The organism is Massilia sp. Root133 (assembly GCF_001426525.1).
Classification (GTDB): domain Bacteria; phylum Pseudomonadota; class Gammaproteobacteria; order Burkholderiales; family Burkholderiaceae_D; genus Telluria; species Telluria orientalis.
The window spans coordinates 58,264-70,736 of record NZ_LMEW01000005.1; the positions used below are offsets into that span (position 1 = coordinate 58,264).

8 protein-coding genes are annotated in these 12,473 nt (G+C 69.7%); 5 read left to right on the top strand and 3 right to left on the bottom strand.

The window, feature by feature from the left end:
* Positions 1 to 38 precede the first annotated feature (38 nt).
* From ASD28_RS05835 to ASD28_RS05845, 3 genes are all read left to right on the top strand, one after another.
* Complete coding sequence (locus ASD28_RS05835) at positions 39 to 2,297, top strand: DUF6600 domain-containing protein (protein WP_056125292.1); 2,259 nt, start codon at positions 39 to 41, stop codon at positions 2,295 to 2,297.
* Positions 2,298 to 2,404: 107 nt separating this feature from the next.
* On the top strand, positions 2,405 to 3,145 hold the full coding sequence (locus ASD28_RS05840) for a sulfite exporter TauE/SafE family protein (protein WP_056125621.1): 741 nt from the start codon (positions 2,405 to 2,407) through the stop codon (positions 3,143 to 3,145).
* Between the two features lie 87 nt (positions 3,146 to 3,232).
* Complete coding sequence (locus tag ASD28_RS05845; RefSeq protein WP_056125294.1) at positions 3,233 to 3,412, top strand: hypothetical protein; 180 nt, start codon at positions 3,233 to 3,235, stop codon at positions 3,410 to 3,412.
* A gap of 4 nt (positions 3,413 to 3,416) precedes the next feature.
* Here the strand turns inward: ASD28_RS05845 and ASD28_RS05850 are convergent, their stop codons facing one another.
* The 3 genes from ASD28_RS05850 to ASD28_RS05860 all read right to left on the bottom strand — a co-directional run bounded on the left by ASD28_RS05850 (position 3,417) and on the right by ASD28_RS05860 (position 8,742).
* The gene (locus ASD28_RS05850) at positions 3,417 to 4,826 is read right to left on the bottom strand and encodes a sulfatase-like hydrolase/transferase (RefSeq protein ID WP_082577487.1); all 1,410 of its coding nucleotides are present in this window, start codon (positions 4,824 to 4,826) and stop codon (positions 3,417 to 3,419) included.
* A 13-nt stretch (positions 4,827 to 4,839) separates the two neighbouring features.
* Positions 4,840 to 7,221, bottom strand: coding sequence for a TonB-dependent receptor (locus tag ASD28_RS05855; protein WP_229412218.1), 2,382 nt, complete (start codon positions 7,219 to 7,221; stop codon positions 4,840 to 4,842).
* Between the two features lie 93 nt (positions 7,222 to 7,314).
* Complete coding sequence (locus tag ASD28_RS05860; RefSeq protein ID WP_082577488.1) at positions 7,315 to 8,742, bottom strand: arylsulfotransferase family protein; 1,428 nt, start codon at positions 8,740 to 8,742, stop codon at positions 7,315 to 7,317.
* 242 nt (positions 8,743 to 8,984) lie between these two features.
* On the opposite strand from ASD28_RS05860, the gene ASD28_RS05865 reads away from it, so the two are divergent.
* Positions 8,985 to 10,079 (top strand): LLM class flavin-dependent oxidoreductase, encoded by a 1,095-nt coding sequence (locus ASD28_RS05865; protein WP_056125297.1) that lies wholly within the window; start codon positions 8,985 to 8,987, stop codon positions 10,077 to 10,079.
* On the top strand, positions 10,076 to 12,460 hold the full coding sequence (locus ASD28_RS05870; RefSeq protein ID WP_056125299.1) for a glycoside hydrolase family 3 C-terminal domain-containing protein: 2,385 nt from the start codon (positions 10,076 to 10,078) through the stop codon (positions 12,458 to 12,460). Before ASD28_RS05865 ends, ASD28_RS05870 begins: the two co-directional genes overlap by 4 nt.
* Positions 12,461 to 12,473: the final 13 nt, after the last annotated feature.

The following is a 12,473-nucleotide window of genomic DNA, read 5'->3' on the forward strand; positions in this document are numbered from 1 at the left end:
CTATGATCGGGCATCATTCCCACGTTGTACCGACGATCATGAGCGCTTCGAACTTCCTCCGGCCGGCCGTCGCCCTCGGCCTGCTATTCACCGCGACGATCGCCGCCGCGCAGACGCAGGACCCGCCCGCGCGCGTGGGCCGCATCGCCTACCTGGCCGGCCCCGTCAGCTTTTCTCCTGCCGGCGCCAGCGACTGGGCGCAGGCGCCGCTTAACCGGCCCCTCGTCGCGGGCGACCGCCTGTGGACGGACGCCGGCGGGCGCGACGAGGCCCAGTTCGGCGCCGCCGTCGCGCGCATGGATGCGGGCACCTTGCTGACCGTGCTCGCGGCCGATGAACGCATGACGCAACTGCAGGTGTCGCAGGGCCGCGTCGACCTGCACGTGCGCCGCCTGGCGCCGGGCGAGACCGTCGAGGTGGATACGCCGAACCTCGCCTTCGTCGCGCGCGGGCCCGGCGACTACCGGCTCGCCGTCGCGCCGGACGGCAGCACGACGGATGTCACGGTGCTGAACGGCGCCGCCGACGTGTACGGCGACGGCACGTCGCTGTCGCTCGCGCCGGGGCAGGGCTATCGTTTCGGCGGCCAGGACCTGGACAACTACGGGCTGCTCCCGCCCGCCCCGCCGGATGAATTCGACCGCTGGGCGCTGGCGCGCGACCAGCGCTACGAGCGCGCCATCGCGCGCCGCTATGTGCCGCAGGGCGTCGTCGGCTTCGAAGACCTCGACGACTACGGCAGCTGGCGCACCGTGCCCGACTACGGCACCGTGTGGGTGCCGGACCGCGCGCCGCGCAACTGGGCGCCGTATCACGCGGGACACTGGGCGTGGATCGATCCGTGGGGCTGGACGTGGATCGACGACCAGCCTTACGGTTACGCCGTCTCGCACTACGGCCGCTGGATCCGCACGCCGGATGCCTGGGCCTGGGTGCCGGCGCCGGCGCGCGCGCAGCCCGTGTACGCTCCTGCGCTGGTGGCGTTCGTCGGAACCGTGCTGGCGTTCGGCGGCCGCTCCGATCCGGGCGTCGGCTGGTTCCCGCTCGCGCCGCACGAGCCATACCGGCCGCCGTACCACGCGAGCCCGACGTACATCACGAACGTCAACGTGACCAATACCGTGATCCGGCAGACGACCATCGTCAACAACATCACCTACCGCAACCGCAACGTGCCCGGCGCGATCGTGGCGATGCCCGCGCAGCAGTTCGCGCAGGCCGCGCCGACCGCGCGCGCAGGCCTGCTGCTGCCGCCCGGCGTGGCGCGCGCCGCGCCGGTGCTGGCGGCGCCGCAAGCGCGGCCGCTGCCGCAAAGCCGGATCGGCACGGCCCCCGGCCGCCTGCCGCCGGGACCCGTGCTGCAGCGCGTCGCGGTGACGCGGGCGTTGCCGGCGCACGCCTTTGGGCACGGGCCTGGTCCCGCCGCGGCGCGTCCGGATGCGCGCGTGGCCGTGCACGCGCCGGTGCCGCTGCGCGTGCTGCGCCCCGCGCTCGGCAAGCCGGTGACGCCGCAGCCGGCGCGTGGTCCCGTGCCCGGCGCCGCGCCGGCCGGGCACCTGATGGCGCAGGGTGGACGGCCGGCTGGCCATGAGCCGCAGACGGCCGCCGTCCCGCTGCCTGGGCCGGCCGGCCGACCCGTCCACGAAGCACCGCCGTCCGTCGGACGCCCGCCAGTCGCGCTGCCGGATGTGCACGGCCCGCGGAACACCGCGCAACTGGCCGCGCGTGGCGGTAGCGGCGCAGGCGCGACGGCCGCGGAGGCGGGCCGTCCGCAGCCGCCACACGCGGGCCGGGGCGGGCCCGCGGACGAGCCGCGCGGCGCCGCCCATGGCGTGATGGCGCAACCGCAGGCGCCGCGCCCGATGCATGGCGGCGAACCGCAGCAGGCAGTCCGGCATGCTCCGCCGGCGCACGGTCCGGCACCGCAACCGATGGCGCACGAAGCGCCGCGCGCGCCCGCGCCGCAGCGGGTGGCGCTGCAGGCGCCGCATCCCCAGCCAGCCACGCGCCCGCAGCCGCCGGCGCAGCATCCGCAGCCTGCACCGCATCCGCAGCCGGCACCGCGTCCGCAGCCTGCATCCCATCCGCTGCCGGCACCGCGACCGCAGCCGCCGGCGCAGCATCCGCAGGCTGCACCGCATCCGCAGCCGGCACCGCGACCGCAGCCGCCGGCGCCGGCCGCACCGAAGCCCGCGCCGCATCCGCAACCGGCGCCGCAGCCGCATGCGGCCCCCGCCCACGGCCCGGACAAGGGCGGCGACCACGGTCACAAGAACGGCGAGAAGGGCGGTCACTGACGACGGCACGGGGCGCGGTGTAAGATGGGATTCCGTCCAACTCACCGCCGCGCCATGCCGACACCACACCGCCCAGCCAACGACCGTCACACCGGAGCGGCACCATGATGCTGCTGCTCGTCTTCCTGGCCGGGCTGTGGGCCGGCGCGCAGAACGCGCTGGCGGGCGGCGGCTCGTTCGTCACCTTGCCCGCGCTGATCGTGTCCGGCATGTCGCCGCTCGCCGCGAACATCACGTCGACCGTCGCGCTGTTCCCCGCGCAGATCACGTCCGGGTACGCCGGCCGCAAGCTGGTCAGCGGCGCGGGCGGCCTGCCGTTCTGGGCGTTGTTCGTGTTGAGCATCGCCGGCGGCGCGGCGGGTGGACTGCTGTTGCTGCACACGTCGCCGGCGGTGTTCGCGCGGCTCGTGCCGTGGCTCGTGCTGTTCGCGACGGCCCTGTTCACGTGGGGGAGCTTCTTCCGCAAGCCCGGCGCCGCGGGCGCCGTGCACCTCGGACCCGTGGCGACGGCGGTCGCGCAATTCCTGATCGCCGTCTACGGCGGCTATTTCGGCGGCGGCATCGGCATCCTGATGCTGGCCGCGCTGACGATGGCGGGCCTCGCCGCGCGCAATGCGGGCGCCACGAAAAACGTGCTGGCCGGCGTGATGAATGCGTCGGCCGTCGTCCTGTTCCTGACGTCGCCCGACCTGCACTGGCTGCAGTGCGGCGTGCTGGCGGCGGGCGCCGTCATCGGCGGCTTGCTGGGCGCGTGGGCGCTGTACCGCGTGAACGAGAAGGCGCTGCGCGTCGCCATCGTCTGCATCGGCATCGCGCTCACGGTCGGGTTGTTCCTGAAACCCATTTGAAGCGCGCTGGACACGGCCACCGGCTTGGTCTACAGTGGAATCATGCGGTATCGCCATGAATGATTCCGCCAGGAAGGTAGGTGCGCCATGCTGGATTTACTCTATGGGCTCGAACCGGATCTTGCGTTGCACGCGGTCGTGCTGGCATTCGGTTGCGCGACGTTTCTCCTGATCCTGTTGTGGCGGCGTTGCCCCAACTGTACCTGGCAGGAGTGGTCCAGCGAGTTGCTGGGCCGCGACGAGAAGGACGACGCAGCCCACGACTAACCGGTCAGTCGGTGCCGTCCGCGTGGTAGTGGTCGGCCTGCACCTTCCCGTTCACGCCGTGCGCGCGCACGTCGGGCGTGATCGGCAGCATGCTCGCGTTCCAGCTTTCCCATTCCCCTTTCAGCTTGTCGAATACGTCCGGATGACGCTGCGCGAGGTTGGCGCGTTCGCGCTGGTCCACGCTTACGTCGAACAGGAAGTCGTTGCCGTTGAGGCGCAGGTATTTCCAGTTGCCCGAGCGGACGGCGCGCTGGGCGTTCGCCTTGTAGCGCCAGAACAGCGTCCGCTCGCCGGGCGCGCGCTGGCCCGTCAGCACGGGCAGCAGGTCCTGGCCGTCGGGCGGGTAGGCCGGATCGGGCGCGCCGCCGGCCGCGGCGAGGAGGGTCGGCAGCCAGTCCATGCTGATCGCGACCTGGTCCGTCGTCGTGCCGGCACCAAGGCGGCGCGGCCAGCGCACGATCGCGGGCACGCGGATGCCGCCTTCCAGCAGTTCCGTCTTCTGGCCGCTGAACGGCCACGTCTTCGAGAAGCGCTCGCCGCCGTTGTCGCTCGTGAAGATGACGATCGTGTCGTCGGCGAGGCCCTTGCGCCGCAGCGCGTCGAGCACGCGGCCGATGGCGGTGTCGAGCCCCGTCACCATCTTGCCGTAGGTGACCAGGTCGCCGCCGTCATAGTGGAAGATGTTGCCGATGTCGCGCGACACGGCTTCGTCGCCCGGACCTTCCCACGGCCAGTGCGGCGCCGTGAAGTGCAGCGACAGGAAGAACGGCTGCTTCCCATCCTGTTGGCCGATGTATTCCGTGGCGCGCTCCGCGAGCAGGTCGGTGTAATAGCCGACCTTGTGCACGGGGACTTCGCCTTCGTACAGGTCTTCCGGGACCTCGGGGCCGACGCCCGGCTTGTGCGTGAAGTAGTCGATGGCGCCGCCGTAGTTGCCGAAGAAGACGTCGTAGCCGCTCTTGAGGGGACCGAACACAGGCAGGTAGCCCAGGTGCCACTTGCCGAACAGCGCGGTGCGGTAGCCCGCCTTCTTCAGCAGCGACGGCAGGGTCGGATGCTGCGGCGGCAGGCCGATGGTCTTCGACGCCCCGGCGATCGGCTCTTCCAGCCCGCCGCGCAGGCGGTACTGGTAGCGGCCCGTGATCAGGCCGAAACGCGTGGCGGAGCACACGGCGGAATTGGCGTAGGCCTGCGTGAAGCGCACGCCCTGCGCGGCCAGGCGGTCGAGGTTCGGCGTGGTGAAATCCGTGTTGCCGTAGACGCCCAGGTCGGCGTAACCCAGGTCGTCCGCGAGGATGAAGACGATGTTCGGCTGCCGGTCCTTGCGGTCGGCCGCGAACAGCGCCTGCGGGGCGAGAGCGAGGGCGGGGAGGCCCTTGATGACGGCGCGGCGTTTCTGGTCGGTTTTGCTCATGATGGTTCCTTGCTTAGAAATCGAGACGGGCGGTCGCGCCGATCGTGCGCGGCGTGCCGATGACGGCGTTGTACGAGCCGAACGTGCCGTTCCACATGCTCGTGTAGTACTGGCGGTCGAACAGGTTGCGGGCCCACAGCTGCACGTCCCACGCGTGCTCGCCGTTCGAGCGCACGCCGGCGGACAGGTTGGCGAGGCCGTACGCCGGGATGCGCGAATACTTCGACGCGTCCAGCGTGCCGTAGGTCGACGAGCGGTACGACACGTTGCCGTTCACATAGGCGCGCCACGTGTCATCCAGCGGAAGTTCCCAGCGCGCGCCCACGTTCGCGGTGCGGCGCGGCGCGTTGACGAGGGCGTCGCGGCCGGACAAATCGCACGACACGGCATTCACTTCCGGCGCGCACGGCGCATTCTTGTACGTCAGGTAGCGCGGGTCGTTGAACGACACGTTCGCCTGGATGTGCAGGGTGCGCACGGGGATCGCGAGGGCCTCGAGCTCGATGCCGCGGGTGCGCACGTCGCCGGCGTTCGTCAGGTACGACGTCCGCGTCGTCGGGTCGTAGGCATTGCTCTGGTAGCCGTGGACGACGGTCGCGAACAGGTTCGCGTTCAGCTGCAGGCGACGGTTCAGCAGCGTGCTTTTCACGCCCAGTTCGGCCGCGTTGGCGCGTTCGGCGCCCACCAGCAGCGACGCGGCGCCGGCCGCGCCGGGCACCTGCAGGTTGATGCCGCCGGACTTCTCGCCGTGCGACAGGCTGGCGTACAACAGGACGTCGTCCCACGCTTTGAAGCCGGCCGAGAGAAGCGCGCTGGGACTGGACTGGTGCAGCGCCAGCGGACCGGAATCGTAGGCGCCGTAGCGCGCGTTGCGCACGGTGAGGGCGGGGCCGCTGACCGTCGGGCCGACGGGGCCGTACCGGATCACGCGCACGCGCTTGTCCTCGTACGTGCCGCGCAGGCCGGCCGTCAGGTCCCAGCGGTCGGTCGCATGCCACGTGGCCTGGCCGAACAGCGCGTAGCTGTTGACGCGCAGCGTGCCCGGCGAGTTGCTGGTGACGTCGTTCCACGCGCCGACCGGATTGCCGTTGAAGCGGTCGGCGAGGGGACCATTGACGGTGAACGCGTTGTTCTCCAGCTCCTGGTAGTAATAGTAGGCGCCGGCGACGGTGTCGACCGCGCCCGGGCTGCTTCCCCAGCGCAGCTCTTGCGTGAACTGGCGGTGTTTCGCGGACTGGCCCACGTTCAGGGTCACCGGCACGTCGAGACCGTCGTCGTTGTGCGGCACGAAGTTCCAGGTGCGCCACGCGCTGATCGAGGTGAGGCGGCTGGCGTTGGCGAGGTTCCAGTTGGCTTCCGCCGATATGCCGCCCTGGTGCACGTTCACGTGCGAGCCGTTGTCGAGGGCGACGGCGCGGTTTTCCGGATCCGTGACAGGATGCCCGCCGACGAGGGCCGCCTGCGCGAGATACTTGCCGGTCGCGCCGGCGTTATAGAAAATCAGCGTGCCGTTGTTCGAGTCTTCCTCGTTGTAGTCGGCGATGACGCGCAGGCTGAAGTCCTTGCCTGGCTCATACAGGGCCTGTGCGCGCAGGCCCTGACGCAGGCCACCCTGCACGCGGGTGCCGTTGTAGCGGTTGCGGATATAGCCGTCGTCCTGCGTGCGGTACACGGACAGGCGCGCCGCCAGGTCGTCCGTCACGGGACGGTTCAATACCAGCTTGCCCTGCACGTAGCCGTAGCTGCCGGCCGAGAGCTCCGCCTGCGACTCCACGTCGTGCGCCGGCTTGCGCGACGAGATGTTCACGACGCCCGCCGTCGTGTTCTTGCCGAACAGCGTGCCCTGCGGACCGCGCAGCAGTTCCAGCTGTTCGATGTCGAGCGCGTCGAACGCCGCCATGCCGGGGCGGGCGAGGTAGACGTTGTCGAGGTACAGGCCCACGCTGCCTTCCAGGCCGTCGCTGGCGGGGTTGTTGCCGAGACCACGCACCGCAAAGCTCATCTGGCGGGCGTGGACGTAGTTGATCGTCGTGCTGGGCAGCAGTTGCTGCAGGTCCTGGGCGCGGTAGACGCGGTTCGCTTCCAGCTCGTCGCCGTTCAGCACCGTCATCGGCGTCGGCACGCTCTGCGCGCTTTCGACGCGGCGGCGGGTGGAGACGAGCACCGTCTGGATCGTGTCGGACAGCGGTTGCGTGGCGGCGGGATCGGGGCCCGCATCGGCGGCGGCGGCGAGCACCGGCGCGACGGCGGCATTCGGCCCCGCGTTTGGTCCCGATTCCTGCGCCCACACGCATCCGGCGCACATCATCATGGCCGCCGCCGCGATGGTGGTGCGTGAAACGGCCGGCGCGCCGTGGCGCCTGGTCTTGTGTAGAGCTGCGGATGCGTAAAACACGTGGTTCTCCTTGAACGTCATGAAAATCGGGATGAGCGAAGCCGCTGCGGCGCGGGGGGACGCGCCGCAGGCGTTACAAAAAAGTGAAAGGGGTTAGCGCGTGCTGGCGACGGTGTCGAGCGGACGCTCGCTGCGCGGCGTACCGGCCGGCACCCAGTCGTACGGCACGGGCTGGGCGCGATAGACCCAGTTCGTGCGCACCGTGCGTCCGCTGCCGCCGACGGCGGAATCGCCGTAGAACGGGCTGACGTATTCCCACACGATCTCGCCCTGCGGCGTGACCTGGAATATCCGGCCGTTCATGCCTTCGTCGATGAGGGTGTTCCCGTTCGGCAGGCGGCGCGCGCTGCTGATGAAGGCGCTGTAGAAGCTCCACTGCGTCTGCTTCGAGTCCACCGCGGTGTACTCCCACACGATCTCTTTCTTGACCGGGTCGATTTCCAGCACGCGCGAGTGCGGGAAGATGCCGGGGCTGACGATCGGGTAGCCGGCTTCGCCCTGGTTGGCGAACACGATCAGGTTGCCGGCGCCGGGCAGGCCGGGCGCGATCAGGTGCGGGTCATGCTGGCCGATCAGCTGGTCGACGGGACGCGGCAGCTTGCCGCCGGCCGGCGCGAAATCGGGGCCGAGGCGCCATACGACCTTGCCCGTCTTCTTGTCGATGATGGCGACGATGTTCGCCTGGCGCGAACTGATGATCACGTTGTCCGGCGCGAAGCGCGCGTCGCCGCCGTCGAACCATTTGTTCGGGCCGAGGACACGGGCGCTGTTCGTGTGCAGGTAGTCGACCGCTTTGGCGCCGTCGCGCGGCGCGGCGTTGCGCAGCTGGTCCAGCGCGGCTTTCGAAAAGCCGAATTCGTCGAGGTGGTCGGACGCTGTCCAGCGCCACACGATCTTCCCTTGCGGGTCGACTTCGTACAGCACGTCGTCCAGCACCCGCGGCGCCTTGAAGCCCTTCACGTCATGCACGAGGTTCGCCAGCACGAGCGTGCTGCCGTTGGACAGACGCTCCCAGTCGTGGTGCTGCTTCGCCGCGCCGCCCGGCGCAGCGTTTGTCGTCGTGTCGGCGCCGCCGTACGCGGTCTGCGCGGCCGCACCCCAGCGCCACACGACCTTGCCGTCCCAATCCAGCTCGCCGATCGCGGTATTGCCGAGTCCATTGCCCGCGGCCTGCACGCCCGGCAGCTGCGCCAGCTGCAGCAGCACGCGGCCGCGCGCGCCGCCGGCTTTGGCCGGTTCCACCAGCACGGGCGGGAAGCCTTCCTGCGCCCACTGGTGCACTTCGTTGCCGTTCATGTCGATCAGGTGCGTCTTCTTGTCCTGGCCCGAAAACAGCACGTAGCCGTTCCACGCCTTCTGCGGTTCGTAGCGGGTGACGCCCGTCGGGAACACGCTGGGCGCGGCGAAGGCGGCTGCCACCGGCAGCATGCACAGGGCCAGCAGGGCGCACGTTTGCAGGCGACGTGCCTGTTGCTGTCGTTGTCGGAGGCGGGCCAGGCGGCGCTTGGTGTTGGCGGTCATGACGTCCCTTTCGTTATGGATGAGTCGAAACATCTTACGAAGGGAAGGGCCGATGCAGAACGAATATGTTGACATATCCATATCCCAGCGAGACTTATAACGATATGCGGTTTTTGCAACACCTTGCTGCTGCGGAGCCAATAACTTGATGAATAAAAGAGATTGACGACCCGAATATCTGCAACTACCATAATCATAATTACGGTTATGATTTAACCCAACACCACCCAGAAGGGACTTGTATGCGTTTTTCCATCTTCCTCAACGCCCGCACCATGACGCCGGACGCCGACCGCCAACTGATCGTCGACCTGGAGCGGCACGCCCTGCTGGCGGGCGAGCTCGGTTTCGATGCGATCTTCCTGCCGGACCACCACTTCAACGGCTACATGGCGATTGCCAGCGACAGCTACATGTTCGCCTCGTACCTGGCCGCGAAGCTGCCCGCCATGCACTTCGGCTTCTCCGTCACGACGGTGCCGCTGCATCACCCGGTCCGTTTCGTCGAGCGCATCAACATTCTCGACCACCTCACGAAGGGCAAGCTGCTGGTGGGCGTGGGTTCCGGTACGACGCCGGAAGAGATGATCGGCTTCGGCGTGAACTACAAGGACGCCGGCCGCATCGCCGAGGAAAACCTGGCCGCCGCGGAAGCGCTGTGGAACAAGCGCATGGAAGACGACGCGATCGAGCTGGACGGCTTCCACAAGGGCCGCGTGCTGCAGCGTATCGCCCCGAGCCCGTACGGTGAAAAGCATGCGCGCCTGATGCCGGTGGCGATGAAGGACGCGAGCATCACGCGCGCCGCCGTCAACGGCTGGCCCGCGTTCATCCCCGCGTTCACGCCGCCGCAGATCGGCGGCCTGGAACCCCTGAAGCACGTGAAGAAGTACTTCGGCAAATACCACGAGCAGTTGCTGGCCGCCGGACACTCCAGTGAGACCGTCAAGGATGCGCTGTCGTGGACGACGCACAGCTACCAGTGCGTCCACCTGGCCGAGACCGACGAACAGGCGCGAAAGGAAGTGCTGGAAATCCTGACGTCGTACCAGGAAGCGGTCGACCGCGAAGCCGCGTTCAATGCCAAGGCGGAAAGCGACGACGCGAACAAGAAGACCGACCGCACCGGCAGCGCGCTGACGGAAGAATGGATGGCCACGTGGTGCCTGTACGGCAGCCCGGCCACCGTCATCGACAAGCTGCGCGCGTACCAGCAAGTCGGCATCGGCAACATCCTGTGCGGCACCGTCACCGGCCCGCTCACCGAGCAGCGCCTCGCGTACGCGGACCAGACCCTGCGCCTGCTGGCCCAACACGTGATCCCGGCATTCCAATGAGCGAAACGACCTTGACCCTGGACGAGATGGCGAGCCTCACGGCCGGCGCCTCCATGTGGTCCACGGCCGCCATCCCGCACGCCGGCATCCCGTCGCTCGCGATGGCGGACGGCCCGATGGGCGTGGCCGGCCCGCGCGTGGACGAGCGCGATGTGTCGCTGCTGACGCCCGCGCCCGTCGCACTGGGCGCCAGCTGGGACAGGGAACTCGTGCAGCGGGTCGGGCGCCTCGTCGGCGGCGAGGCGATCCGCCGCAAGGTGGACCTGATGCTCGCGCCGAACCTGAACCTCGCGCGCAGCCCGCTGGCTGGGCGCGCGTTCGAATATTTTTCCGAAGACCCGCTGCTGTGCGGCCGCCTCGGCGGCGCGTGGATCCAGGGCTGCCAGTCCGTCGGCACGGGCGCGGTCGCAAAACACCTTGTGTGCAACGACAGCGAGACGGCGCGCGATTCCATGAACGCCGTCGTCGACGAGCGCACCCTGCGCGAAGTGTACCTGGCGCCATTCGAGATGGCCGCGCAGGCCGGCTGCGCGGGGATGCTCACGGCGTACAACAAGGTGAATGGCGCCTGGTGCGCGGAAGCCGGGAAAATCGTGCGCGACGTCGCGAAAGGCGAGTGGATATTCGACGGCGTGTTCATGAGCGACTGGTTCGGCACGCATTCGACGGTGCCGTCGCTGAACGGCGGCCTGGACCTCGAGATGCCCGGGCCCGCACGCTTCCTCGGTGCGAAGAGCGCGGGCGCGGTGGTGGAAGGGCAGGTCGACCTGGAACGTGTGCGCGACGCGGCCGAACGCGTGGCGCGGACGGCGCGCCGATTCGGGCGGGACAAGGGCGCGCCGCTGCCCGCCGCGGAGGCCAGCGGGCTGCTCGTGGAAGCGGCCGCCGCCGGCTTCACGCTCGTGCGCAACGACGACGCCATCCTGCCGCTGGACCCTGCGCGCTACCCGCGCATCGCGGTGCTCGGCCCGAACGCGAGCGCGCCTTGCTTCCAGGGCGGCACGTTCGCCAAGATCGCCGTGCGGCCGGACGCGCTGCTGCCGCTGGACGCGCTGCGTGCCCGCTTCGGCGATGCGATCGTCGTGTACGAGCCGGGCGTCGATCCGCAGCCGAAGCTGCCGCGCATGCCTGCCCGGCCCGCGCGTGACGTCGACGGCTGCACGCGTGGCATGACGCTCGACTACTTCGACAATCCCGACTGCGCAGGCAGCCCGCTCCTCTCCGAAACGCGCGACACGAACTCGCTGACGTGGTTCCACGGCGTGCATGCGGCCGGCGCGCTGCAGCAGGCTGCGGCGACGCGGGCGAGCGGCGTCGTCACGGCCACCGCCGACGGCCCGCACCGGTTTTACATCGGCGGCACGGGCGCGCTGCGCCTCGTCGTCGACGGCGTGGAAGTGTTCCGGCGCGACGACCAGCTGGCGCCCGGCGACGTGATGGGCCGGCTGAAGAGCGGCGACGCGGATTGCGTCACGGTCGACCTGCGCGCCGGTCAGGTCGTGACGGTCGTCGGCGAGCTGCGCTACTCGCCAGCGCGCTGCCAGGGCCTGTGGTACGGCGTGCGCGGCCCGGACAGCAACGAGGCGATGATGGCGCGCGCCGTCGCGGCGGCCCGTGCGGCGGATGCCGTCGTGCTGGTTGTCGGCGAGACGTCGGATGCCAGCGTCGAAAGCAAGGACCGCGTCGACACGCGCCTGCCGGCCGAACAGGTCGAACTGATCGAACGGGTATGCGCCGCGAACCCGGACACGGTCGTCGTCACCAATGTGGGCCACGCGTTCGATACGCGCTGGGAGTGCCAGGCGAAGGCCGTGCTGCATTGCTGGTACCCGGGCGAGGAATTCGGCCGCGCGCTGGCGCAGGTGCTGGCGGGCGACCGCGAGCCGGGCGGCCGCATGCCCGTCACCATCGCCTGCGACGATGCCGACTACCCGGCGCTGTCGCTGCAGCCGGATGCGAACGGCGACCTGCCTTACAGCGAAGGCACGCGGGTCGGCTACCGCGGCCTGGCCGCGCGCGGCATCGCCCCGCGCCAGGCATTCGGCGCCGGCTTCGGCTACACGACGTTCGCGCTCGACGGCGTTGCGGTCGCAGCAAACGGCCAGGACGGCTGGACCGTGACCGTCGACGTCCGCAATACCGGCACGCGCGCCGGCGCGGAAGTCGTGCAGGTGTACCGCGCAGTGCCCGAACTGACGCTCGTCGGTTTCGAGAAAGTCCAGCTGGCGGCCGGCGAGACCCGCACGGTGCGCATCGCCATCGAACGCCGCCGGCTGCAAACGTGGCAGGACGGCTGGACGGACTTGCCGGGTTCCGTCGAACTCTTCGTGGGCCGGTCCAGCGCCGACCTGTCCCTTGCCGTACAAGTCAACACGAATTAACCAGGAGATCACC

Coding starts and splice junctions, on each gene's coding strand:
- ASD28_RS05840 (WP_056125621.1), top strand. CDS start 2,405: ATGCTGCTGCTCGTCTTCCTGGCCGGGCTGTGGGCCGGCGCGCAGAAC.
- ASD28_RS05850 (WP_082577487.1), bottom strand. CDS start 4,826: ATGAGCAAAACCGACCAGAAACGCCGCGCCGTCATCAAGGGCCTCCCC.
- ASD28_RS05860 (WP_082577488.1), bottom strand. CDS start 8,742: ATGACCGCCAACACCAAGCGCCGCCTGGCCCGCCTCCGACAACGACAG.
- ASD28_RS05870 (WP_056125299.1), top strand. CDS start 10,076: ATGAGCGAAACGACCTTGACCCTGGACGAGATGGCGAGCCTCACGGCC.
- ASD28_RS05835 (WP_056125292.1), top strand. CDS start 39: ATGAGCGCTTCGAACTTCCTCCGGCCGGCCGTCGCCCTCGGCCTGCTA.
- ASD28_RS05845 (WP_056125294.1), top strand. CDS start 3,233: ATGCTGGATTTACTCTATGGGCTCGAACCGGATCTTGCGTTGCACGCG.
- ASD28_RS05865 (WP_056125297.1), top strand. CDS start 8,985: ATGCGTTTTTCCATCTTCCTCAACGCCCGCACCATGACGCCGGACGCC.